Below are 25,290 nucleotides of genomic sequence, written 5' to 3' on the forward strand. Positions count from 1 at the left end.
CTAAGCGGCATGACCGATGGGCACAGAAGGCGAACGGTCGTTGCGCCATGCTTCGCTGCCGATTGTGGGCGGCCAACGACCTCGTTCGCCGCTCTCTAACGGATCCCTGCGACTTCCGCAGCCCCGTCAGCAACGCGGATCCAGTCCGTCTCGGCAGAGATCGTGTCAGGCCGTACGGCGGTACCGCCGGCGCCGTGATCACTAACACCGTCTCATAGCGTGCTCTGCCCAAGCCGTCGGCGGGGCGCTGAACCGATAACCGCCCAGCGCCCCGCCGCCTCAAGTCAACGCGAGTCCACCAGAAGCCTGGACAAGGCGGCACGGTCCACCTTCCCGCTTGGGGTACGCGGGAAGGCGCCCTCGACGGCGACGTAGCGTGCCGGGAGCATGTAGTCCGGCAGGTGTTCGGCCAGCGCACTCCTCAGCCTCGCAGCTGCCAGTGCTGCTTGCTCGCTCGACCGATAGTAGGCAATGAGGCGAGTGTCCCCCGTCCTGGACGCGTCGGCGACGACCACGGCGTCCATGATGCCGGGCAAAGAGCGGAACCTGGCCTCCACCTCTCCGAGTTCCACCCGGTACCCCCTTATCTTCACCATTCCGTCTTCACGGCCGAGGAACTCGATCTGCCCGTCCGGAAGAAAACGGGCGAGGTCGCCGGTCCGGTAGAGCCTTTTCCCGGATCCGGCTTGAGGGTGGGGTATGAACTTCTCAGCAGTCAGCCCAGGTCGTTGCCAGTAGCCGCGAGACACCGGGGTTGCGGCGACGCACAATTCGCCGGCGATGCCGATCGGCTGGGGTCGGAAGTCGGCGTCAAGAATCAGCACATGCGCGCCGTTGATGGGGTAGCCGATCGAGGGCTTCAGCGGCCAGCCGTTCGGGTCTCCTGCCAGACGCAGAGAACTGACACTGTGCGTCTCCGTCGGCCCGTACTGGTTGAACAGGGTGGCTCCGTCGAGCCGCCCGAAAAATTCGCGGATGGCCTCGGTGACGTGCAACTGTTCGCCCGCCGTGACGAACTCCTTCAGTGTAGGGGTGGGGAGGTCCATCGCGGTGGCGTAGAAGGCGATGCTCTGGAGGGCCACGAACGGCAGGAAGATCCGCATTACCCGCTGCTCGGCAATGATGTCGAGCAGTGCGTCATAGTCGGTGCGGACCTCGGCGTCGATGATCACCAGCGTGCCGCCGGTGGACCAGGTGCTGAAGAACTCCAGAAAGGACGCGTCGAAACTGAGCGCTGAGAACTGGAGTGTCCGATCCCCCGGGCCAGCCGCCGAGTCCCGGCACTGCCAGTCGACAAGACCGGCGACAGGACCGTGCGGCATGGCGATGCCCTTGGGCTGGCCGGTGGATCCGGATGTGTACATAATGTACGCGAGGTCGTCCGGTCTGACCGCCGGCGCCTGGGCAGGTGGCTGCGCGGCTGTCGCCAGTGTCTGGGCCCAGTCCGCGGGCTCCCATATCCGAACGTCGTCGGGGACTGTGAAACCGGCGCGCAACGACGGTTGCGTGATCAGGGTCCGCAGGCCGCTGTCCTGAATCATGTAGACAAGCCGGTCGACCGGATAGGCAGGGTCCAGGGGAACGTAGGGAGCTCCCGACTTCAACACGGCGAGGACCGCCACCGCCATGTCTAGTGAGCGTTCCATCATGATGCCCACGGCCTGCCGTGCGGCTCCGGGGCCGGCCAGCAGCCGGGCCAGGCGATCCGACGCCTCGCCGAGTTCGGCATAGGTGAGCTGCTGATCACCGTGGATGGCGGCGACCGCGGTGGGAGTGCGGCCGCGCTGGGCTTCAAAGGCATGATGGACCAAAGCCGGGGTGCATTCCGCGTCTTCGGCGCAGGCCCACGTCCGCGTGACCAGAGCGAACTCGTCGGGCGACAGGAGCGTGATTTCGTTCAAGGGTCGATCGCAGTCGGCCATCACGGCCTGCAGCAGAAAGCAATAGCGCTGCGCGATCCGCCTGGCCGTGTCCGTCTCGTAGAGATCGGTGGCGTAGTCGAGGCAGCCGAGGAACGCGTCGTGTCCGGCGACGAAGTCGAAGCAGAGATCGAACGTGCTGGTGCCGGCATGGACGTACAACCGCTCGGCGGTCGCCCCGGGGAGGTTCAGGCCCCGGTCATCACCCTGGCCCATCGTCACGACGGTCTGGAACAGCGGGAACCGGCCCGAGTCGTGGATAGCGCCGGTGCTTCGGGCCAGTTCCGGCAGGGAGACCTCCCGGTGCTCGGCCATGTCCAGCATCTCGCTCGCGGCCTGCCTCACCAGCTCGCCGAACGACCCGTCCAGGCTCACAGAAAGCCGAAGGGGCATGAGGTCGGCCAGACAGCCCACCATCGTGTCCAGTTCGGCTCCAGCGCCCTGGCGGCGGGAGACAGCTGCGCCCAGCACCACATCGGTGCTGCGCGAGTGCTGCTGGAGCAGCACCGCGACGGCGGCGGCCATCACGGTGACCGGACCAGTCTGCGAAGCCCGGGCGAATCGCCTGACAGCGGTAGAAAGTTCTGGTTCCACAACGAACCGGATGCGGTCCCCCGCGTCACCGGGCTCGGCTGGCCTCAGATGGTCGCCCGGAATGGTCGTCGGCTCCGGCAGATCCCGCAGGCGCTCGTGCCAGTAGGCGAAAGCGTCCTCATCAAGGGGACGAGAGCGCTGCGCCTCCGCATACGCGCCCAGCTGCATCGGCGTGTCCAGCGGCTCGCCGGCAACGCCGGCGGCTTCGTTCCGCTCGCCGCCGAATTGTCGATAGAAGTGCGAGAACTCCCTGCCGAGCACATTGAGAGAGTGCTCGTCCACGACCGTCCGATGGAGCACAACAGCCATAACCCAGTCATCATGCGCCAGATGCACAAGCGTCGGCGCGATCGGCCCCTTCCTTATATCCAAGGGCTCAGTCGCGAGGGTCGTCAGCAGTTCGTCGAGGCCGGAATCGGGGAATTCCAAGCGAGATAGAGGATGGCCTGTCTGAATATCATCGATCTGCACGAGACCATCGGACGCCACGAGAGCACGGCTGCGTAGCGACTCGTGCCTGCTCACTACTTGCGCCAAGGCCCACTCGACTGCATTCGGATCGATGTCGCCCCGCAACCGGTAAGCCCACAGTATGGTTCGCCGAGAACCCCCTTCGGTTGAAGCCTCGCCCAGCCAGGTGGCCTGCTGCGCGCAGGTGAGCTGGTAGTTCGAGCCCTGGGGCACCAGGCCACGCCCCTGCGTCCCGTCGATTCGCCTAGTCACTGCTCGCTCCCCACTGTGCTCTTCAATGCGAACAAGGAGATGGCGGAAGCCAGTTCCGTCAGAGAACGGTGGCGCATGATGAGCCGGACCGGAAGCTTGAGATTCAGCTCGTCACTCAACACGACCATCACCTGGACGGCGGTCAGCGAATAACCTCCGGCTAGGTCGAAAAAACCGTCCTCGTCGGTGAAATCCGCGTGGCCCAGGACTTCCTCCCATGCCCGGCGCACCACCAGCCGCAGCTCGTCGGCAGAATGCGACTCAGACTGCTGCGATGTTTCCGGCATTACATTCTCCTCCACATCAGAGGTAAAGTGCGGGCAGGTCAGAGCCATCGGGCCCTCAGATACTCCCGGGGCCAGGCCGTCACACCGGGGTCTTTCACACCCGTTGGACCGTCGACGGATCCAGAGTCCTCATAATCCCCAATCGGGTCAAGCCTGGCCCTCTACTGTGGCACTCATGGTCATGAACGAGGTGGTCGAGATACTTAACGAGACAGCCGCAACCGTCGTGCTTCCCCGGTTCCAGCGGTTGACGGACGTCGATGTAACCGAGAAATCACCTGGTGAGCTGGTAACTGCCGTGGATCGCGAGGCCGAGGCACTGATCAGCGGACGGCTACGGACGCTCCTGGACGTTCCAATCGTCGGGGAAGAGGCCGCCTCGGCGGACCCCGGCCTGCTGGCGGCCGTGGCGACCGAGCCGACGGCATGGCTGGTGGATCCCCTGGACGGAACCGCGAACTTCGTGGCCGGCCGCCCCGATTACGCAATCATGGTCGCACTCCTGCGCGACGGCCGCGCAGTCGCATCATGGATCCTGCAGCCGACGACCGGAACCCTGTACCAGGCCGAACTCGGTTCCGGGACGTACCGCAACGGATCCAGGGTGCGGCGCTCGCCGGCGCCCGAGGCGACTTCCCAGCTACGAGGTGTGGTACTGACGGGTTTCCTCGACGAGGAGACGAAGGCGCGGATCGCCGCCGCTGGCAGCGCGTTCAACGATCTCGGACCCGGGACGAAGGCCGCCGGAATCGACTACCCGCGGGTGGTCGACGGCTACCAGGACTTCACGCGGTACCAGCGGACACTGCCGTGGGATCACGCGCCAGGGGCGCTTTTGCTGACCGAGGCCGGCGGCACGGTCCTGCGCCTCGATGGGGCGCCCTACCAGCCCGGCGACGGACGCACGGGCTTGCTGATCGCTTCCGATCCCGACTGCTGGGCGACGGTGCGGGATGTCATCGGATGAACCGGCCGCTTACTGCCATATGTCAGGGGTAATGCCCGGCGGCCCACTTTAAACTGCTGCCACGGAGGCAACGCCGCCACCATATTCCCTGTTATCCCCGTCCGGCATGGTCGTGCCTTCCGAACGCACAGAGCGGAACCAAATCCCTTCACCTCGCAGATGGTCGTCCAGGCCGGAACGCCCCGGACCGGGACAGATTCTGGGACGACGCCATCGACCCACGCCGGCAGGAGGCCTTCATGAGCAGCACGGACGATGACACCCGTGGTGAGGCATATGTAGTGGTGCGCAACCACGAGGAGCAGTACTCGATCTGGCGTGCGAACCGCGAGGTCCCCGCAGGCTGGGAAACGGTGGGTGCCGCTGCCCCGAAGGAAGAGTGCCTGGCGAGGATCGAGGAACTCTGGACCGACATGCGTCCACTGAGCCTGCGCGTGGCCATGGCCGAGGCGGGGATCCGCTAGTCCGGTCGGCACCCATCGGATCTCGGGGCGATCGGCTCCTGGGTCGACGACATACGGAGAGTCCATGTCCAACCCGCATCCGGCGCACGCGACGCTGGCCTACTGGTGCGAGGCTTTGGCCGGTCTGCCCGAGGAGATCGACGTACCAGGGCTGCGACGTGCCGGCGGAACCGCAGGTGCTGCGGATACGTCGGCTGTTTCAGTCGTGTCCCGGGCAGATCTCGACCCAGAGCTCTCCGCTGCGCTGGCGCGCCTGGCTGGCGCGGCGGGCGGCGACCTTCTTACCGCCCTCCGCGCCGGGGTCGTCGTCCTGTTGGCCAGGTTGGGGGCGGGCGATGACCTGCCGCTCGGTGCCGTGCTGGGGACGGGCGACCCGGTTGTCGTGCGGATCGCCGTCCCCGAGGGTGCGAGTTTCCGGGCGCTGGTAGCAGCGGTGCACGCAGCGGAACAAGCTGCATCTCAGAACACCGTAGTTCGTTACGAGGAGGTCGCCCGGGCTGTCAACGCCGCCCGACAAACCCCCGGACAGCCCTTGTTCCGAATCGGCGTCGCGCCGGACGAGGAACGTGTCACAGCCGCGCTGCGTCTGGAGGGCCGATCCGTCTGGTTCGCCCTTGAAGACTCCGGGGTACCGGATCCGGCCCGGAACCCCGACCGGATCCGGCTCACGCACGCCGCCGCATCGCTTGATCCGGCGGCTGCCCGCAGTTGGTGCGACCGGCTGGTCCATCTGCTTGCGGCCGCGGCCGGGGAGCCGGACGTCCCGGTCACATCTCTCAGTCCTTTGCTGCCTGGCGAGGCGTCCGCTCTGCTGGCCGCCGGGATCGGACCAGCCGCCGAGCCGGCCGCCGCCTCGATCGTGAGCTGGTTCGAGCGCGGCGTCGGCCAGTGGCCGGACGAGGTGGCGGTGGTCGGCGACGACGTGTCTCTGACCTACGCGGAACTGAACGAGCGGGCGGACCGGCTCGCCGACGTGCTGGTCCGGCAAGGTGTCGGAACCGAGCGCATCGTCGGCGTCGTGCTGCCCCGGTCCGCGGGGTGGGTCGTGGCCTTCCTGTCCGTCCTCAAGGCCGGCGGCGTCTACCTGCCGGTGGACGTCGGCCTGCCGGTGAACCGGGTCTCGATGATGTTGCAGGACGCCGATCCGGCGGTGGTGCTTACCGACGGCCGGACGATCGAGGGGTGGACCGGCCGGGAACTGTCGGTCACGTCCGACGGTCGCTGTCCGCAAGACGACAGCGCCCCCGACGCGGGGTCCGCCCGACGAACCGCTGGCGTATCCGGCGAACAGGCCGTGTACATGTTGTACACCTCGGGCTCGACGGGACTGCCGAAGGGCGCCCTGATGTCAGATCAGGCGCTCGTCAACCTGCTCAGCTGGCATCTCGCCGAGGTTCCGACCGGCCCTGGACGGATCATCGCCCAGTTCACCTCTCCGGGCTTCGACATCTCCGTCCAGGAGCTGCTGGCCGCTCTGCTAACCGGGGCCCTGCTCGCCCTGCCTCCGGACGACGTGCGGAACAGCCCGTACCAGCTCGCGGCCTGGCTGGACGAGCAGCGGGTGACCGACTTCTACGCCCCGAACCTGGTGTTGGAGCTGACGTGTCGCGCAGCGCTCGAGCAAGGCCGTACGCTCCCGCATCTGGGGCACATTTCCCAGTCCGGCGAGGCGCTCTCCCCCGGCAAGGCCATGCGGGAGATCTTCCACATCATGCCCGGCCGCACGCTGCACAACCTCTACGGACCTGTCGAGACCCACGGACTCGCGGCGTGCACGCTACCTGCCGACGTGTCGGACTGGCCCACGCCGGTGCCGATAGGACGTCCCCTCGATCGGACCCGTATCTACGTGCTGGATGACGACCTGCAGCTGGTACCGCCAGGAGTGACCGGCGAGCTGTTCGCGACCAGTGACTGCCTGGCCCGCGGGTACCACAGCCGTCCCGCGCTGGCCGCGGAACGCTTCCTGCCCAATCCGTTCGGGCCGCCCGGGTCCCGGATGTACCGGACGGGCGACCTCGTCCGCTGGCATCCCGACGGCGCGCTGGACTATCGCGGGCGAGCCGACCATCAGGTCAAGATCCGCGGCATGCGGCTCGAACTCGGCGAGATCGAGGCCCTGGCCCGGCAGGTCCCGCAGATTCGGGACGTGGTGACGGTCGCGACCGGCGCCGACGACCATCGCCGCCTGGACGCTTATCTGGTGCCGGTGCCTGGGGCCGATCCGGCGGAGGTGGTCGCCACCGTTCAGCGGCAGTTGGAGTCCGAGCTGCCCGCGGCGTTCGTCCCGGCGACGTTCACCATCCTGGACGAGCTGCCGTTGAACGCCAACAAGAAGATCGATCGCAAGGCGCTTCCAGCACCGGAACTCACCAGGTCGGGCGTGCTGACCCCGCCGCGCACTCCGCAGGAGATCCAGCTGGCCGAGTTGTACGCGGAGGTCCTGCACCGCACGTCGGTCGGCATCCACGATGACTTCTTCGAGCTCGGCGGCAACTCGCTGCTGGCGGCCGATTTGGCCGTACGGGTGCGCAAGACGATGGAGGTCGAGGCCGGCCTCGGCGAGATCTTCAGGAATCCCTCGGTCGCGCGCCTGGCCGAGTCACTGCAACTGGCGGAACCGGCGCGGCCGGCGATCCGCGCGGGAGCCGGCGGCTCGCGGCCGCCCGCATCGTTCGCCCAGCGGGGCCTGTGGATTCTGGATCAGATCGAGGGCGCCGGCGCCGGTTATAACGAGCCGGTGGTGCTCCGGCTCGAGGGGCCGCTCGACAAGAGTGCGCTGCGCAAAGCGTTCGTGGACGTGGTCGCACGGCATGAGACCCTGCATACCATCCTACGGTTGTCAGGCGAGGAGATCCGGCAGGAGCCGCAGGCTCACTCCAGCGCCGAGTTCAAGGAGATCAGCGTCTCCGCCGAGGACCTCGAAAGAGCACTGACGGACACCGCGCGACGTGCCTTCGACCTCGAAGTGGAGCTGCCGATCCGGGCCCTGTTGTGCGAGCTTGCCGCGGACTCACACCGTTTGCTGCTGGTCACCCACCATGTCGCCTGTGATGGGGCGTCTGTGGAGCCGATGCTGCGCGACCTCGCCGTCGCGTACAACGCACGGCTGCGGGGTTCGGAGCCGGACTGGGCTCCGCTGCCGGTCAGTTACGGCGACTACGCGGCCTGGCAGCACGAGCTCTTCGGCTCGCGGAACCGGTCCGGGCTGGCGATGCGCCAGATCGAATATTGGTCGAAGCAGTTGTCAGGCCTTCCGGAAGCCATCCCGTTGCCGGGCGGCCGCGCCCGCCCCGCGGCGCGGGACGGCGTGGGAGCCGCCATCGACCTCGACGTGCCCGCCGCCACGCATGCGCGCCTGGCGGAGGTGGCGCGCCGGTCGCGCGCCACGAGCTTCATGGTGGTGCACGCCGCTCTGGCCGCGTTGCTGACGGACCTCGGCTGCGGCACGGACATCGTCATCGGGGCCGTGGTATCCGGCCGTGATGACGACGTGCTCGAGCAGCTCGTCGGCCACTTCGTCAACACTCTTGTACTGCGTGTGGACACGGCGGCCGCGTCGGCGGCGCTTCCCTTCGCGGAGTTGCTGGATCGGGTCCGCGAGACGGACCTCGGCGCGCTGGCCCACCGCGAGCTGCCCTTCGAGCACGTGGTGGAGCTCGTCAATCCCAAGCGCTCGCTCTCCCATCAGCCGGTGGTCCAGATCATGCTGGCCTACCAGATGGCGGAGGTAGAGCCGCCAGTAATGCGCGGGCTGGTGGTGAGCCAAGGGCGGGTAGATCTCGGCGCGGCGACGTTCGACCTCTGCTTTACAATGTCCGAGCGCTTCGCGGGGGACGGCTCGCCGCAGGGGATCACCGGCGCTCTGGAGTACGCCGTGGACGCGTTCTCGCCTCAGGACGCCCAGTCGATCGCGACGGCCTTTTTGGAGCAGCTCGGGCACGTGGCGCCGCCAGCCGAGTAGCCGGATGTCGTCCGCTACGGCTGCGCTGGGTCGGGCCACCTGCTCGGATCATCGGGAGCGAGAGCGGTGACGCCATCGGCGGTCTCTATGCCTCCGCTGCGTTCCGCGTCACCCCCCACCGCTTAGCGGTGGAGTCGTGGATGAACCAGATGTCGCTCTCAGTGAGCAACTGCGAGACGACTTCGGGGAAAGCCTCTTCGAAGTACGTGTAAGGCGCGCGGTTCTCGATGTCGGGCGAGTGGTAATCGAGGCGGTCCGCCATGCCGTGATCCCGCGTTATCGGGGTCGCCGGATGGTAGGTAAGGATGTTGGGGCTGGCCACTATGAGCAGACCGGCATCGATGAGGAGGCCAACCTCCTCGATGGTCTCCTCGATCGTTTGCCGGTTCTCGCCCTCCAAGCCGAACAGCACGGAACTCCCCACTGGGATCTTGGCGTCGCGGATACGCTCCAGCGCCTCCCGCACCTTGGCCTTCCACGGGAAGCCGTCGACATGGCGAACGTTCTTGTGCACGTGCTGCATCACTTGGGCAGACATGCTTTCGATGCCCACATATATATAGGTGCAGCCGGACTCACGCAGCAGGCCGAGCGTGTCACGCACGCGCCGCTCCTTGTGAAGAGTCGTCACAAGGTCCACGGTCAGCTGACAGCCGAACTGAAGAGCCTTCAGCCGGGCAAGTGCTGTACAGTCGCGGATCCACTTCCGACAGCCTTCGGGCAGTTCCTGCGGGTCCTTAGCCGCGCGAGCGTCACGAAGGGCTTCACAGAACGCCATCATCGCTGGGAAGCTGCCGCTCCAGAAGATGGAGTCGTCGAAGAAGACTGCCTCGGCTCCGTAACTGACGTACTCACAGACGCGCTCCAGCGCGGTGGCTGCAGGGCTGTCGCCGAAACGCTTGAGCCCGCCCACCAGTAAGGCGGACTCAGAGCAGAAGTCACAGTGGTACGGGCACGCGTTAGAGACGGTCATGTGAGCCGTGCGGGCCGCACCTCCATCGGGCCGCGGAAAAATGGGGAAGCGGGCACGGATTGCGAAGCCCTGGTACGGCGAGGGCAGGTAGGCGAGATCGAACCTCCGGCCGCGGACCGGGAACGCGGTGACGGCTTCGGGCGTGACGGCGCAGATGAGCGACGTTCCGGGAACATCGGCGCCGGCCTTGCCGAGGATGTCTAGCCGGTCGATGACATCCGCAACGGTCGCCCCGGTGCGATCGAGGTCCATGGCGAGGGCTATGGCCCGCATGAGGACGTCGAGGGCGTAGTAGCCCTCGCCGGCAACTAGGAAATCGACCACGGCTTCTACCCTGCCGTCGTCGACAGCGCGAAGCGTACTGCTGTACTCCACGACGAGTGTCCGCGAGGCGGGTTCATACTTGACCGTCTCATCCATATGCCGACCCCCGAAGACCACCAAGCAGGTCGGAAGCTCCTGCTTGACGATCGTCGCCATCTCCAGTGCGTAACGATGGCCCGGAGAAACGGTGCTGACCAGGAAGACCCTCGGCTGGCGCTGCCGCAAGACGGCACGAAGCTCGTCGCGCGCCGTGTCATCCCAGATCCGCGGATCGAAGACCGTGTGGTCGGTGCAGCTGTCCTGTTCGTGCCAAGGTCGGATTCCGTGCTCTGCTGACATCCGTTGCTCCTCGGAGGGCGGCGTTGCCCAGTCAGGGCACAGATCCGCGAACGCGGAGGTCTCGCCTGCTCCCTCCCTGGCGGAGGTGATGGCGTTGTCCACGACGACACTCAACGCCGCGTAAAGGCACATCGGATCACCGGGATAGGTGATCTCGCCCTCTGCGGAGGTCATGACCGGTGCGAGCGCAGCGAGGACCGGGAACCGCCGCACGTCCCACGCGATGTCCGAGGAGTGGTCGCCCGTGCGAGCAGACAGGTCCGAAAGCCGGCCGGCCAGCAACTCACGGAGGACTTGTCGCGATCCCCCGTCAGCACTCGATGTGTCGGCTTGACGCTCGAAACAGGAGTTGACAATGATCTGACGAGAAAGCATCCGAGTCCTTCCATGCAGGTGCGTCGATCAGTCGCTACTGAGAACTCTCACGCGGCGATGGACGAGAGCGTCTCGTGAAGTCGCGTCGGCCGGTTTCTAAACCATGAGTCCTGTAACCGGTGTCGTCCTCATCGAGGATGAGCCGGAGCCCGATCTCGCCGTCCCGAAGATCCGGGACAACCGTGAACGACGCCATAGGAACCCGGCCATGGAACCGTATCGAGGTCAGCCGCCTCCAGACGGGATGACGCCCTACGATCAAACTCGTACATGTCGGCCCGCGGCCCGGTGTGTCTTGGCACAAGTGCGAACCCGAGTTTTAAGCTCGATTGAGAAATTCCATCCGCCCGTCATCCGTGTCCCTTTCAGCCACAACGACGCAGTCGTAGATCTCGAACCGGTTTCGTGGATCCGCAGAAGAAAGTTCAGATGTGCGCATGCTGAACCGAAGGTCTGTTGCACGATACCGGCGCAGGTGGCCACCGAGGCACTAACACATAACAGGAGCGACCACGACCCGCAGGTGACCGTCAGAGATCCTGTCGACTAGGTCTGCTCTCCAGTCTGGTGCTGACAACTCGCGGAGCCTATGCCGGACGTTCCAGCCCGTGCTGCCTCAGGTCTTCTGCATTTTCCGCTAAGCTGATCGGCGAGCTGCCGCCGAGTCATTCACGGCTCATGCGCCTAGGGTCTGTACGCACTCAGCCTCGATCCGCCAATGAGATATCTTGATGAGCCGCGTGTGTGCGGATACCGACGACAAAAGCCGCCATGGCTCGCGACCCTGACTCGGCCCACGACGACCGCTGGCGGCACCATGACGGGTCACGTCTACTGGCGTGGTGTAAGTAGTCTTCAGCAGTGAAGCACCAGGTCACAGCTACCGCATCGGGCATGTGAGTCATGGACGTGAGGCATCGGCCACCGGTAGCCCGATCCCTCACATCGATAGAGATCACCACATGATCAGCTGTGCCCTGGGTCCCGTCGGCGGCGAAGATTACTTACACCACGCGGGTGGACGCCACCCCATGACGAACCCAACGATCCCACAACGCGAATCTCAGTACCCGCGAAGCAGAGAGCAGCCAAAAGGGCGGAAATCGCGGCCGAGTGATGTCCGCCAGGACTATTGGCGCGAGAACAGCACGATAGGTCCACAGAGCTGTGAGCCATCGTGCCTGGGAGGCACCCAGCGACACCTGGCAGGGCCCCGCAGTGGCACCAGATGTACCCTGAAGGCCCGGAGCGCGTTTCGGACACTATCGGGTCGCGTCGTCGGTCCCTCTCGGACCACTTCCCCGGCCGCTGCGGAGCCCGAATCGGTGCTCCGCCACCAGCCCTCCCCGCTTGAAAATCGCCTCTCGGCTGCGACCACGAGCCGCGAATCCACCCGATCTGCCGTTCCGAACACGGTCTTTAGGACAAGGCCGCGAAGGTTGCGGGGGTGCGGTGTCAAGGATCCTGATCGGCTCGATCGATCGCAGGACGCGAACAGCGGAGCTCCGGTAGAACGACGCGTCCGCCAAGACGAGTCGATCCTTTGTTGTTCCGCTGCCTGGTCAGGCCGTCACCACTGGTACGGTCGAAGTAGCCAAAGGCACGTTCTCGCCGGGGTATCTGGACGAGTTGAACAGATCATGCCGTTCGGGATAGTTGATGCGGTCCTCACCGAGATCGGAAGCGCGCAGGTACCGATCCCTAAGTCTACTTGCTGCTCGCGGCTGGCTCGTTCGAGCAGACCGGTTACCTGGGGGTGTGGCACAAACTCACCGGCGGGCTGGTTGCTCTGCCGGTGGCGACCGTCACCGGCTCGGGGCTGAGGCAGACCAGGGCCCGGCTACGGATCCGTCCGCTTGCGGGTGCTGTTCGACCTGCTGGTGACCGCGGTCGACGGCACCAGCTTGGACGTGACCGCCACGGTGTCGAACGTCCACCGGCTGTGCAAGCACGGCTATCAGCACGAGGCCGCCGGCTATCCGCAGATTCGGTTGATAACGTTGGTGGCCTGCGGCACCCGCGCCGTGATCTGCGCGGTGTTCGGGCCGACCAGCGTCGGGGAGAGCGTGGCCGGACTACGGCTGACCCGGTCACTGCGGGCCTGAATGATCGTGCTGCTGGACCGGGGGTTACCGGCAAACGCGTTTTTCACCGCGATCGCCGACACCGGCGCCGATGTGCTGGGCCGCTTGTCGGGCTTGCGCCGCCCGCCGGTGCTGTGCCGCCTCGCCGACGGCTCGTACCCCATCGGTGCTCGGCGGCGGGCCGGTGCGGATCATCGAATGCGAAATCACCATCGCCACCTCCCAAGGACGCCAGACCAGGATCTAGCGGCTGGCGACCCACGCTGCTGGACTCTGGCCGACATCCGGCGTTCGCACGGGTCAAGCTATATCACGAGCGCCGCAACGTGGAATCTGCCTGCTCCGAGATCAAGAAGACGATGCTCGCACGACGAGTGCTGCGCGCCGGAACTCCAGCGGGGATCGCCCAGGAGATCTACGCGCTGCTCCTCGACTACCAGGTGATCCAGATCGCGATCGCCGATGTCACCGACACGGCCCACGACGTCGATCCGGACCAGGCCTCGATCAGCGTCGCGTTGGGGTCCACTCCGGACCAAGTCGTCAAGGCCGCCGGCGTCATCGCCGACACCGTCAGCGACCAGCTCAGGACAATGGCCGCCACGTCGTGGACAACCTCATGCCCGATCGTCGCCTACGGGTCAGTCCCACGCGCGGTGAAACGGCCGCTGTATTGCTACGTCTACAAAAGTCTCAAGGTCGACCGGCGGATACACAAAGCAACCCTGAGATCATCGTCATCGGCCTGCCACAGGCGTGACGGCGGTACCCGACCCGTCATGTCTACTGCCGGGGCCATCCAACCGGCGACATGCACAGCGCGGCGGTCCGAGCCGAGTCAGCTGCTTGTCAGAAGGCGGGCGCTGGGGAGCAGGCTGAGATGCTCCTCACTCACCAGGTCGAACCGGAGCGCAAAGGCAACCAAAGCCTCACGCTTCGAATGCATACGGCCCCCGGCCATGTACTTCGACCATTGCCTGACCGGAAGCTTGTGCACTGCCAGGTAGTCGATGTGATAGTTGATGCTGCTGCGATTCGCGTCCTTGAATTGGTCGATCCTCTTCAGTCTCGCGACGACCTCGCGGACCGAGGGCACCGCCGCCATGGACGACCCTCGCAGGCGTGGCTCGCACAGCGCGACGAGGACCGCGAAGTACTTACTGGCCTTGTCGAGGTGGATCGAAGAGGTAAGCGCGCTCGTGGCCAGTTCCAATCTGAGCAGGCGTGGAGGCGAGGCGTAGACGATCAGTTCAACGATGCCGCTACCTGTGGGGATGAGGATACGCGATATCTCGAACGGTATGGCCATCTCAAGCTGACGGGGGCGAACCTTGATCAACTCTGCCCCGCCCTCAAGATTTTCAACTGCATAGGTGGTAGTGGCGGTAAGATTGGAGATCAGTGGACGGTGATTCGAGGCTTTGAGAATGCCGATGCCCGTCTCGATATTTGGCTGAAAGTTTCCAGTGCGCTCTGATATCCCGAACTTCAGCTCATCGCCGACCTTGAGGTTAATCTGCCCCCCGCTGTCGCGCTGGCGTCCGGAGTGGTTCGACCATGTCACGATCACCTCTCCACCGACCTTCCCGGCCAACTGCCCATGCAACGCTCACACATAATGTTGCCCTCTTCCCGTGAATGCAGTGATCAACCGCAGCTATGCCTACCTTGCGATGAAGAGTGCAATGGGTTGACTGGCTGCAGTTGATCGGCCGCCTTCTGGCAGGATGGGGTTGACGATTCGCCTTCCCACATCCCGCCAGGAGACAGTGCGTCAGCAGTAGATGAAGGCTCCACACAGCCGTCATCTTAAGCTGATACGAGTCTATGTGTTCTGACTTACTGTTTGTCAAGCCTCTTCACGGTTCGCCCCGGAACTGCCAGAAGGGCAGCGGAGCTCGCCGCACGCTTCCCCGCGAGGTCGCGGCGACCCGACCGCTACTGACTTTGAATGCGTGATGTCGTCGCGGGTCAGGGCGGGTGGATGACCAGGCCGGTCTCGGCGAGACAGCCGTCAACGAGTTCGGGCCGGTACTGGATCCGTTTGAGCGCGAAGCGCACGGTGCCGGCCAGCTCGTCGAGGCCGACCGGGACCAGGTTTGCCAGCGGGCCTCGCTTGATCAGCGACCAGATGCCCTCGGTGGGGTTAATCTCCGGGGCGTACTTGGGCAGCGCCACCAGAGTCAACCAGTCGTGTTCGGCAGCGAATTCGGTGATCCCGGGCATCCAGTGGGCGCGCGCGTTGTCCCAGATGACGATCAGCGAGGCGCCGAGCTGCTGGTGCGCGGCAGTCAGCAGGTCACGGTAGTCGTTCCAGCCGAAGCCCTTCTTCTCGTTCTTGCGACCGTGGTAGACCAGCAGCCGGAAGAACAACCGCGAGCGGTGTCCGTGCCGGTAACAGGTCAGGCCGGCAATGTTGACCCGGCCCGAGCCGCGCCCACGGACTGTGACGATCGGCGTCTGCCCACGCCTACCCCAGGTCTTGGCATGCGGCGGCCTCAGGACGCATCCGGACTCGTCCTCGAAGAGAATCCACGCTCCTGAAGCCGCGGCTGCCTTTCCACGGCCGGCCACACCTCTTTCTTCCACAACTCGATCGCCGCCTCATCCCGCTCGACGGCACGACGCGCCGGGGCTTGCCAGGACCAGCCGTTACGGCGCATCAACCCCCACACCCCGCGGATCGTGTAGGACTTGTGGAACCGGCGACCGATCAGCGTCTTGATCCTGGCCAGCGTCCAGCGCTGGTCGTCCCAGCCATGCACGGCCGGGCCCTTGCGAAGCTCATCCTCCAAAACCTGGAACTGTGCCGGACTCAGCTTCGGCAGCGACGCCGGCCCCTTGGAGTGCAAGCCCTGCTCGCCGTCGGCTTCCCAGGCCGCACGCCACCGCTCGATCGACCGCACCGACACCCGCAGTGCCTTGGCCACAGCCTTGTTGTCGTCGCCGGTCTCGAAGAAGTCGATCGCGGACAGCCGGACCTGCTCGCGGAACTCGCGCTGCTTGGCGGTCAGGCCCCCACCCTGCGGATACCTCACACTTACGACGTACCGCAGGGATCAAGACCTGTCAGTACACGACATCACGCATTCAAAGTCAGTAGCGACAAACAAAGCGGATGAGCCCTATGAACTGCGAGCCTGAGGGGCGCAACGAGGTTCTACGAGCGCCGGGGCGACGTACTCACAGCCGGCTGCACGTCGAGGCCGGAAAGCCCTCTTCCGGATCCGGGCAGCTACACGATCGGGCCCGTACACCTGGTTGACCGTCAGTAGACCTCATGTCCTCGACCACGACAGACACAAGGTGCGGCCAATTGTTGTGACGGGCCGGTTCACCGGCCGGGTTCCCTGCGGCCGTCAGATCGGAACCGAGGAACTGAGGCTCCGCAAACGAGTTCCGATCACGTCGCGCGAGGTGACAGGGCCGTCGGCCGTACGAGCCACAACGATGCCGTCTCGATCCCGCACTTCAACGACCCGGTCGATTCATACTAGGAGCAGTTCGGGGTTCGGATCTCGGTGTGGCCCGGTGGCGGGCTGGTGGTGGCTGGTAGAACTCGGATGTGGCGCGCTTTGATGTGACGGATGCCGAGTGGGCTTTGATCGAGCCTCATCTGCCGGTGGCTGCCACCGGGCCGTTGCCGCGGCGGATGCGGGAGCAGTTCAACGGGATCCTGTGGCGGTTCCGCACCGGCTCGGGCTGGCGTGACGTGCCCGAGCGCTACGGTTCCTGGTCAACGCTCTACGACCGGTTCAACGCGTGGTCCAAAGCTGAGGTGTTCCAGGCCCTGATGGACGCACTGATCGCTGAGGCTGCATCTCGGGGACTGGTCGGGCTGGAGTTGGTCAGCGTCGACTCCACGATCGTCCGGGCTCACCACGAGTCAGCCGGGTTGGCGATCGCCGGGGAGACGTTGGATGCGTTGGAGCAGGCTCTGACCGAGGAAAAAGGGGCTCTGCTGGACGATCAACCGCCGGTGTGGCGGGTGGTGCGCCGCAGGCCACGCCCGGTGCGGACGAACAGGACGCATCGCCGGGTCCGGATCGTGCCGCCACACGACGGCGCCGCAAAGCCCGCGCTGCGGCAGCCGGGCTCGGCCGGTCCCGAGGCGGGCTGAGCAGCAAGGTCCATGCCGCGGTTGACGCGGCCGGGATGCCGCTGGCGTTCGTGCTGACCCCAGGGCAGGCTGCTGACTGCCGGCAGTTCATCCCGGTCCTGGACAAGATCCGGGTTCCCGGGCCGGTCGGCCGCCCACGCACCCGCCCCGGCGCGGTGGCCGCGGACAAGGCCTACTCCTCCAAAGCCAACCGGGCCTACCTGCGGCGACGCCGGATCACCGCGGTCATCCCAGAAAAGACCGACCAGCAGGCCAACCGGAAGAAGAGGGGCTCGGCCAGCGGCCGGCCAGTCAACTTCGACGCGGACCGCTACAAGCAGCGCAACACCGTCGAACGCTGCTTCCAGAAGATCAAGACCTGGCGGGGCCTGGCCACCCGCTATGACAAAGCCCCGGAGAGCCACGCGGCCGGACTCCACCTCAAAGGCTCGATCATGTGGCTGAAACTCCTCACCTCAACCACATGATCCGAACCCCGAACAGCCCCTAGTACTCCAGCAGCGGTTTGGTGTTTGTGCTGGTCATCAGCCTCGTCCTGATTGTAGGGCGGGGTCGTGATCGTTGGGGCTGGTTCGGGCGCGGATTCGGAATAACTCAGTATTCTGAGCCGTCGTTGTGCAGGTCATGGCGATATCCGAGGAGATCGAGCAGGTCGGGGTGTGGCAGGCCGAGCTGGAGTCGTTCCTGTTGCGGCTGGGGGAACGGTTCCGTCGGCGTGAGCCTCGACTACGCATGCGGGACTACGTCCGCGACCTGTTGGGCCCGGTGAGCCGGAAGAACAGCTGGCAGCTGGCCGAGTATGCAGGTCACGCCACACCCGATGGGCTGCAACGGCTGCTGGCCGGCTGCGTCTGGGACGCCGACGCGGTGCGCGATGACGTACGAGACTTCGTGGCCGGACGCCTCGGCGAGCCCGACGGGGTCCTGATCGTCGACGACACCGGGTTCATCAAGAAGGGCGTAACCTCGGCCGGGGTCTCCCGGCAGTACACGGGCACGTCGGGGAAGGTCGACAACTGCCAGATCGGCGTGTTCGCCGCCTACGCCTCATCCCGCGGCCGGGCTCTGATCGACCGGGATCTCTACCTGCCCAAGTCCTGGACCGAAGACCCCCAGCGGTGTGCCGCTGCGCGGATTCCGCCGGGTCGGGAGTTCGTGACTAAGCCGCAGATCGCCCGCGCGATGGTCGCCCGGCTGTTGGACGCCGGGCTGCCGGCCGCCTGGGTCGCGGCCGACGAGGCCTACGGTCAGGAGTTCAAGTTCCGGCGGATGTGCGAGTCCGCAGGGGTCGGCTACGTGCTGGCCGTGCCGAAGTCGCAACAGGTCCGCACCGACCGTGGGATCTGGCGGATCGACCAGGTCATCGGCACCGCGCCGGACGAGGCCTGGGAGCGGATCTCCGCCGGTGACGGCGCCGAGGGCCCCCGGATCTACGACTGGGTCGTGGGCCTGCTGCCCTACGTCCCGGACTTCGACGATCTCGACGACGGCGGCCCCGCCTTCGAACGCTGGATCCTGGCCCGCCGCAGCCTGGCCACCGGCGAGATCGCCTACTACATGGCCTACGGCCCGGCCGGCACCACCATCGACGACCTGGCCCGAGTCGCGGGGATGCGCTGGGCGATCGAGGAATGCTTCGGTGCGGCAAAGAACGAATGCGGCCTGGACCCGTACGAGGTGCGGCGCTGGACCGGCTGGTATCGGCACATCACCTTGGCCATGGCCGCGCACGCGTTCCTGGCGGCCCAGGCCGCCGACGCCGTCGAAAAAGGGGCGAACCCGAACGTCAACCCGCTGTTATACCGCTGTCAGTGGCAGAGATCCGGCGACTCCTGGCGGCTCTGACCTCGCCGCCGATCCCACGCACCATCCTCGCAGTCCTGGCCTGGTCGACCTGGCGCCGGCAGCGGCAGGCCGTCGCCCGCCGCTGCCACTACCAGCGCCGCGCCCGAACCAGCCCCAACGATCACGACCCCGCCCTACAATCAGGACGAGGCTGATGACCAGCACAAACACCAAACCGCTGCTGGAGTACTAGGCTCCTGCCATCGTCGGCAGACAGCAAGGCGCGTGACATACTCTCCCCCGCACTGGTCAAGCAGGTGAAACCAAATACACTGGGCCGACTTGGTTGAGCGTTGCCTCACCTGCGGCAAGCCTCCTGGCGGGATGTGGGTTGCTGCATGAACGCACCTCCCATCAGGGGGAGCTTGTCGGCAGAAGCTTAAGGCGCGACACTGTTGTCATCTGAAGCTGATGTTGAGTCCGTGTTCTCTGGCTCGCGGCTTGTCAGACCTCTTCGTGTCCTGATAATGAAGGGTCACCGATCGCAACGTGTCCCCGGAGGGTTCAATGTCGAGTTCGGATGAGCGACCGCCCCGGCGCGGTCTTGCCGAAAAAATCGAGCTTGTGCTCCAGGCGACCACGCCCGTTGGCCAGCAGCCACCGTCGAATGATGAGATCGCGAAACGCATGAACGCCAGAGCAGAGCTTATGTACCGGGAGGGACGGCTGCCTGAGCTGCTGAGCGTCACCAAGCAGTGGTCGTGGCAACTTCGCCGCCAGCGCAACGGCAAGTGGCCGGATACGCTCTTTCAAAACTTGGTCGTGTTCGCCGAGGAATTCGGTACTCCAATTTCCTTCTTCGCCGACGGGCCCGACGCTTTGCGGATCGAGAAGCAGCTCGAAGAGCTGTCAGCCTTGAAGCAGGACGCGAATGTTGTGGCCGTGGCGCACCGAATGTCGAACCTGTCGCCTGAACGCCAGGCCCTCGTCATGGCCGCCTTGACCCTCGCTGAGGGCGAAACATCCCACGCCGAAGACTGATGTAGGTTGGGCATGGCCGACGACTACGAGCACCTAGCCCGCGTGCATGGAATACCGTAGATGTATGACTTACAGGCGCTGTGCGACCGGATGAGCAAACTCTATCCGGGTCCACCGATCGAGCTTTTCGAAGTGGAGTTCAGTCCTGCCGGGCCTTGCGACACTGTCCAACAAAAGGCCTACCACTGGCGCATTGTGGAGTCGTCAAGCACCCAGACGGGCAGGTCCAGTTGCACAACGTACTCCACGAGTTGGCCCACCTCGCCTTCGGCAACCTGGATCCGAGCCAGGCGGAAATGGAGGCGCTGCTGAGCAGGTTCGCGGACTTGGATCCAGGCGTGGTGCTGGCTGTCTTCCGTCGCGATCAGCTTTCTTTGGGGGCATTCGATCCTGAGGCGGAGTATCTCAGAGAGATGTCTTCTTCCTATGCGAATGCTTTAATTTTGGAGACAGAGGAAAACGTATGCGCGCAACGACGGCAGAACACGTTCTGACGTGGCAACCCTTCTTGTTTCGCAATAGAAACCACGCGATACTACTCGGCGAATCGCCGCTATGGCGTCGTCATGGGGGCTCGAGGTCGGGGGTTCGAAAATGCTGGAAGATGTCGTTGTAGCCGTCTTGTGGTTCGCGACCGCCAATCTGCTGCGGCGCTGGGCAGCACACCGCACGGATGCCGCCAAGCAGTCGGCGCTGTTAGCAATCGGATCCTTGGCCGTCGCTTTCACCATATTCATCAAACCGTTGCAACGCCTAGTCGACAGGTACGCTCTGTTCGGGGCCGCAAATAGTAGCTATCTCTTCGGGCACTGCTTCGCACTTCTGTCCGGCTTCGGATTCCAACGTCTGGTGATCTACCTAGTCAATGTCGACGACCCGACACAAGCCAAGTCTCGCTCGCGCCGGAGGCTTTGGATATTTGGGGCGAGCATTGCGGCGATGGTGAACCTGTACTCCGCCTCGCCGGGTCTGCGCCGAAATTTGAACATGGTGCAGCGTGACGATCACCGGCTGCTGTACTGGTACATGGCCGTGTTCCTGTCCTACGGGGCTTGGAGCCTGATCGACATAGTTCGCCGAACATACCAGTTCGCATCGGTCACGCCCGATCGCTGGACCCGCCGCAGCATACACTGGATGTCGGCCGGAACTCTCATGGGCTACGGCTACTTCGCATACAAGGGCGTCTACCTGCCCCAGATCGCGTTCGGGGCCAAACTGAGCGTGGCTTTTGAGGCGCGAATGGTTGCCGCATTCACGTTCGCCTATGCCTCCGCCCCCACCGTCGCGAGTCTTATGCCGCCGATCGGTGGGCGGTGGTCCAAACGGCGCCGACTGCGTCGCATCGCGCAGAGCACTAAGGCCATCGAGCCGCTATGGATGTTGGTTACGTCGGTCCACTCAGGCGCGATCTTGCACGTCGATGCTGAGGCTCAGAAACAGCCGGCGTTCCTCCTCGGTCGTCGGATGACCGAGATTTCCGACAGCCTGGCGGCCCTGGCGACGCGCTTCGACCCTTCTGTTGCCCAATCTGCCGGGCGCCGACGATTCGGCGTGTTGTGGCGCCCGTCGCCTGACACCGTCGATGCCATGATCATTAGTGACGCCGTCCAGTCCGCAGCGGCCGGAAGCCCGCCTCCCGAAGACACCACCACCCTCGCCGGGCAGAGTAGAGGACTGCCTTGGATGCTCGCCGTCGCCAACCGCCTGCCTAGGAACACGGCCGTGCGACCAACCGCTAGGGTAACGCGGAGAATCCTCGCCCGACCAAGATCATTACCGATGTCCTCGCCCCGTAGGTTGTCATCCTCGGCATCACCGCCTGCGTCACAATTCGAGCCTATGTGGCTTGGCATGGGATTATACCGGTGGTCACCACTTCCCTTGCGCCGATTACGGTGATCGTGTTTGGGATTGCTGCCGACAATCTCTCTGACATTCATGTCGGACGGCGCGAGCAACGCAACGCGATTTCGATCATGTTCGTAGTCCTCGTAGGCGGCATCACGGCGTGGTCCGTCGCCGACTGCGATCGTACTGGCATAAGTCAGGGCTTCCTAGCGTCACTCGAGGCACGTTGATCACGCAGAGAACCTATTATTGAGGACTATGCCGAACCCGACCGTACATAATCACTGTCCGGCGGCGGTCAGGGGGGTCACCATATGGCTGACCGGCCTGCCCAGCTCAGGAAAGACCACACTCGCAAACGAACTGGCCGCCCGTATCGCCGCCAACGGGCACCGCTCTCAAGTACTTGACGGCGACGAACTGCGCACCCATCTGTCGCCGGATCTGGGCTTCTCCAAGGAAGACCGCGATACCAACGTCCGTCGGATCGGCTACGTGGCGCAGCTACTCGCCCAACACGGCGTCAAGGTACTGGTACCGGCCATCGCCCCCTACGCCGCTACGCGCGCCGCGGTTAGGGCTCGCCACGCCGAGCAGGGCACCTTGTACTTTGAGGTCCACGTTGCGGCTCCGGTCGAGGTCTGCGCCGGCCGCGACGTGAAAGGCCTGTACGCGAAGCAGGCCGCCGGCGTCATCAGCAATCTCACCGGCGTCGGCGATCCTTACGAGATTCCCGTGGCGCCCGACCTGAGCGTGCCGACGCACCGACAATCCGTGTCGGAGTCCGTCGATGCTGTGCACACCTTCCTCGTACAGCGGGGTGTCGTCTAGCAGGCTCGACGCGTCGGCATGATGCCCGGTTCTTTCGGCCACGTCACGTTCCCGGTGAAGACCTGCTGCGCCGGTCCAGCCAGGACGAGTTCTGTGAACCCCGGCCCGACTCCCGTGATCCGAACTGCAAGCGGAGTGTCTGACCGATTGTGCACGCGTATCGGGTCATGAACAGTCAAACCCAAATGGCGTGCCGTCATGGCGCATGCGACCGCGGCGCTGCCACATGAAAGCGTCTCTGCTTCGTTGCCGCGCTCATATGTCCGTACTTTGAGCTCTTCGCTCTGCCACTCGGCGAACGCGACGCTCGTACCGCCGGGTGCGAAGCAGGGGTGGTTTCGGACCGCGCGGCCGAGGGCGGTGACGTCGAGCTCGTTCACGTCCTCGACGAAGGTCACTGCATACTCCGTACCGGTGTCTATCCGGTAGAAATCGAATCCGTAGAGCGAAAACGGTCCTTCCAACGCCGTCGGCTGCGGAGAGGTCACCTCCACCATGTCGCCAGAAGCCCGGCGTGCCTTCAGGACATGCGTGCGTTCTCGGCCCCGGAGTTCCACGGTGAGCTGTGTCGAAGCCCCTGATTGCAGGACATGGAATGCAGCGCATCGCGCGCCGTTTCCACACATCTTCGCCACCGACCCGTCTGGGTTCACGACAGTTAGCAGGATGTGGTCAGGTGTATGACGCCGTATCACCAGTACGCCGTCAGCACCGATGCCGTACTCCCTGCGACATGCCCACACAGCGAACGCCGACAGCTCCCGCGGCGGAGTATGCCGGTCCGCGTCCAGCAGGATGAAGTCGTTGCCGGCGGCAACGAGTTTGGCAAAGGTCACGGACCGCGTCGGTTCACGGCCGACCTCGTTCGGCTCCTTAGTCGGCATGCTCGACGAGCTTCTCGTAGAACGGCCGATGGTGGTCGTAGAAGTCCTTCAGCAGCGGGCTGTTGTCCACCGTGACCTCGTAGTCGTTACCCCGGTCCGCGAATCCGCTGCTGTTGATGGCGTCGATGTGCCAGGCACGGTGCCGCTGCCACTCCGCGCGCTCCTGCGGCTGCCAGGACATCGCACGCGGCAGGTACGGCAACCCGGTGTAACGGCAGAAGGTCCGCACTGCCGTCTCGGTGTCGGTAAGTAACCGCTCAGACCGAAGTACCAGGGGTTGCCGGTCGCAAACCCCCCGCAGAAGCTCGAACAACTCGTACAGTCTCTCGAAGCCGATCTCGGGTCTGGTCACCGTGGGCTTCATGGCATAGTGTGAAGCGATCGTCTGCCGTGGTTCGCGAGCGATGAAGACGTGGACGAACGGTGCGAGCCGCGCCGGGTTCTCGAAGACCCCGGGATAGCGGTGGTCGAGTACCTCTTTGACGAAGACCGTGCTATTGGCGCCGAGCGCCGTCAAGTGGTCGATCAATTCCTGATCGGAGGTGGCGACAGCTTGTCGGCCGTCCGCTCCCGGCAGTTCGACCCGCCCTGTGTCTGTGAACTCAAGCCATGGCTCGTGGACAACGACCACATCGCCGCGCTCTATCATCATGCGCAGAAACGCTGTTGAGGTGGAACGCGAGTGCGCCCACATCGCAATCACAGCCATGCCGGCCCCCTTCCGCCGCTGTTTCGGCTCCGCCGATACTCCGTCATCCCGACCAGGCCGTCGGCTTGCGATCCCAGCGGTGCGCCCGCAGTGATGCGATCTCCTCCTCGCTCAGTGGCGGCAGGTCGCTGACCGCCAGGTTCGTGCGCACGTGCTTCAGTGTGCGCATGCCCGGGATGACCGTGCTGACTGCCGGGTGATGGAGGATAAAACGCAGCGAGAGCTCGGGCAGCGATGCCTCCGGTGGCACAGCCGCCTTGAGTCGCTCGGCCCGCTCCACGCTCGGGCCCAGGTTCTCCGGACCGAAGTACGTGGCTCGCCAGTCCTCGACGGGCCAGTTGCTCTTCGCTGTGAGCGTCCCGGTCAGCGTGCCCTCGTCGAACGGGACACGAGCGATGATGCCCACCCCCGCGTGCTGGGCGCGATCGAACAGCTCGTCCTCCGGCGCCTGGTCGAAGATGTTGTAGATGACCTGGATCACGTCCACCAGCCCGGTGTCGATCGCTGCGAGGCAGTTCTCCGGCTCCCATCGGTTCACGCTGATTCCGAAGCCCTCGATCAGGCCCTCGTGCTTGAGCCCTGCCACAGCCTCCTGCCACCGCGTATCCGTCGCCCAGCGGTCCTCCCACACATGGAACTGGAGCAGGTCGATACGGTCCACACCGAGGTTGTCGAGGCTGCGGCGGGTATAGTCCCGAATGTGGTCCGTGGGGGAAGACGTCGTCGAGCGAGTCGTCCGGACCGGGCGGCCACTCTCGATTCCTCGGCGGGATCTTGGTGGCAACATAGACCTTGCGGTCTCGGTGGCGACGCAGTAGGGCCCCGAGCATCAACTCGCTCACACCCCGGCCGTAGGACGAGGCGGTGTCGAAGAAGGTGCAACCCAGCCGGACGGCTTCGTCCAGACAATGCGGCGCCTCCTCGTAATCGGCACCGGCAGCAAACCCCCCGGAACCGCCGGCGATGCCCCACATGCCGTAGGCGATCTCGCTGATCTGCCAGCCCAGTCGGCCCATTTTACGGTACTGCATGAGTGGTTGAATCCTTCAGTCGATC

At 65.0% G+C, this 25,290-nt stretch carries 18 protein-coding genes and 2 pseudogenes; 10 read left to right on the plus strand and 10 right to left on the minus strand.

Going from position 1 to position 25,290, the window contains the following annotated elements; translation table 11 throughout:
• Positions 1-284: 284 nt before the first annotated feature.
• Entirely contained in the window at positions 285-3,236 is a 2,952-nt protein-coding gene (locus ABH935_RS31705) for an amino acid adenylation domain-containing protein (RefSeq protein ID WP_370381627.1), read from the minus strand.
• Positions 3,233-3,523: an acyl carrier protein gene (locus tag ABH935_RS31710; RefSeq protein ID WP_370381628.1), complete on the minus strand. Its 291-nt coding sequence runs from the start codon at positions 3,521-3,523 to the stop codon at positions 3,233-3,235. Before ABH935_RS31710 ends, ABH935_RS31705 begins: the two co-directional genes overlap by 4 nt.
• Positions 3,524-3,698: 175 nt before the next feature.
• Between ABH935_RS31710 and ABH935_RS31715 the strand changes: the two genes are divergently transcribed.
• From ABH935_RS31715 to ABH935_RS31725, 3 genes are all read left to right on the plus strand, one after another.
• Entirely contained in the window at positions 3,699-4,490 is a 792-nt protein-coding gene (locus tag ABH935_RS31715) for an inositol monophosphatase (protein WP_370381629.1), read from the plus strand.
• Between the two features lie 239 nt (positions 4,491-4,729).
• Positions 4,730-4,954 carry an MbtH family protein gene (locus ABH935_RS31720; RefSeq protein WP_370381630.1) on the plus strand — a complete coding sequence of 75 codons (225 nt, stop codon included), beginning with the start codon at positions 4,730-4,732 and terminating at the stop codon, positions 4,952-4,954.
• A gap of 64 nt (positions 4,955-5,018) precedes the next feature.
• Positions 5,019-8,918, plus strand: coding sequence for an amino acid adenylation domain-containing protein (locus ABH935_RS31725; protein WP_370381631.1), 3,900 nt, complete (start codon positions 5,019-5,021; stop codon positions 8,916-8,918).
• 85 nt (positions 8,919-9,003) lie between these two features.
• Here the strand turns inward: ABH935_RS31725 and ABH935_RS31730 are convergent, their stop codons facing one another.
• A complete protein-coding gene (locus ABH935_RS31730) occupies positions 9,004-10,929 on the minus strand; it encodes a radical SAM protein (RefSeq protein ID WP_370381632.1) in 1,926 nt (641 codons plus the stop codon).
• Positions 10,930-12,785: 1,856 nt separating this feature from the next.
• On the opposite strand from ABH935_RS31730, the gene ABH935_RS31735 reads away from it, so the two are divergent.
• A complete protein-coding gene (locus ABH935_RS31735; RefSeq protein WP_370381633.1) occupies positions 12,786-13,034 on the plus strand; it encodes a hypothetical protein in 249 nt (82 codons plus the stop codon).
• A gap of 412 nt (positions 13,035-13,446) precedes the next feature.
• Here the strand turns inward: ABH935_RS31735 and ABH935_RS31740 are convergent, their stop codons facing one another.
• The 4 genes from ABH935_RS31740 to ABH935_RS31755 form a co-directional block, all read right to left on the minus strand.
• A complete protein-coding gene (locus ABH935_RS31740) occupies positions 13,447-13,617 on the minus strand; it encodes a hypothetical protein (RefSeq protein ID WP_370381634.1) in 171 nt (56 codons plus the stop codon).
• A 234-nt stretch (positions 13,618-13,851) separates the two neighbouring features.
• Positions 13,852-14,607 (minus strand): hypothetical protein, encoded by a 756-nt coding sequence (locus tag ABH935_RS31745; protein ID WP_370381635.1) that lies wholly within the window; start codon positions 14,605-14,607, stop codon positions 13,852-13,854.
• Between the two features lie 377 nt (positions 14,608-14,984).
• Positions 14,985-15,602 (minus strand): transposase, encoded by a 618-nt coding sequence (locus ABH935_RS31750; RefSeq protein WP_370381636.1) that lies wholly within the window; start codon positions 15,600-15,602, stop codon positions 14,985-14,987.
• On the minus strand, positions 15,512-16,051 hold the full coding sequence (locus tag ABH935_RS31755) for a winged helix-turn-helix domain-containing protein (RefSeq protein ID WP_370381637.1): 540 nt from the start codon (positions 16,049-16,051) through the stop codon (positions 15,512-15,514). The genes ABH935_RS31750 and ABH935_RS31755 overlap by 91 nt, the downstream gene beginning before the upstream one ends.
• Positions 16,052-16,578: 527 nt before the next feature.
• Between ABH935_RS31755 and ABH935_RS31760 the strand changes: the two are divergent.
• The 6 genes and pseudogenes from ABH935_RS31760 to cysC all read left to right on the plus strand — a co-directional run bounded on the left by ABH935_RS31760 (position 16,579) and on the right by cysC (position 22,641).
• Positions 16,579-17,600, plus strand: a pseudogene (locus ABH935_RS31760) (IS5 family transposase).
• Positions 17,601-17,757: 157 nt separating this feature from the next.
• Complete coding sequence (locus tag ABH935_RS31765) at positions 17,758-18,978, plus strand: IS701 family transposase (RefSeq protein ID WP_370381638.1); 1,221 nt, start codon at positions 17,758-17,760, stop codon at positions 18,976-18,978.
• A gap of 507 nt (positions 18,979-19,485) precedes the next feature.
• Positions 19,486-19,959, plus strand: a complete 474-nt coding sequence (locus ABH935_RS31770) for a hypothetical protein (RefSeq protein ID WP_370381639.1) — start codon at positions 19,486-19,488, stop codon at positions 19,957-19,959.
• Positions 19,960-20,210: 251 nt separating this feature from the next.
• Positions 20,211-20,453, plus strand: a complete 243-nt coding sequence (locus ABH935_RS31775) for a hypothetical protein (protein WP_370381640.1) — start codon at positions 20,211-20,213, stop codon at positions 20,451-20,453.
• A gap of 100 nt (positions 20,454-20,553) precedes the next feature.
• Positions 20,554-21,861, plus strand: a complete 1,308-nt coding sequence (locus ABH935_RS31780; RefSeq protein WP_370381641.1) for an MAB_1171c family putative transporter — start codon at positions 20,554-20,556, stop codon at positions 21,859-21,861.
• 207 nt (positions 21,862-22,068) lie between these two features.
• A complete protein-coding gene (gene cysC / locus ABH935_RS31785) occupies positions 22,069-22,641 on the plus strand; it encodes an adenylyl-sulfate kinase (RefSeq protein WP_370381642.1) in 573 nt (190 codons plus the stop codon).
• On the opposite strand, the gene dapF is transcribed toward cysC, so the two are convergent.
• The 3 genes and pseudogenes from dapF to ABH935_RS31800 all read right to left on the minus strand — a co-directional run bounded on the left by dapF (position 22,638) and on the right by ABH935_RS31800 (position 25,265).
• Positions 22,638-23,525 (minus strand): diaminopimelate epimerase, encoded by an 888-nt coding sequence (gene dapF / locus ABH935_RS31790; RefSeq protein WP_370381643.1) that lies wholly within the window; start codon positions 23,523-23,525, stop codon positions 22,638-22,640. The genes cysC and dapF overlap by 4 nt on opposite strands.
• Complete coding sequence (locus tag ABH935_RS31795; protein ID WP_370381644.1) at positions 23,515-24,234, minus strand: sulfotransferase family protein; 720 nt, start codon at positions 24,232-24,234, stop codon at positions 23,515-23,517. Before ABH935_RS31795 ends, dapF begins: the two co-directional genes overlap by 11 nt.
• A gap of 43 nt (positions 24,235-24,277) precedes the next feature.
• Positions 24,278-25,265: pseudogene (locus ABH935_RS31800) on the minus strand (aldo/keto reductase).
• Between the last annotated feature and the right edge of the window lie 25 nt (positions 25,266-25,290).

Source organism: Catenulispora sp. GAS73, from assembly GCF_041262085.1.
GTDB lineage: Bacteria > Actinomycetota > Actinomycetes > Streptomycetales > Catenulisporaceae > Catenulispora.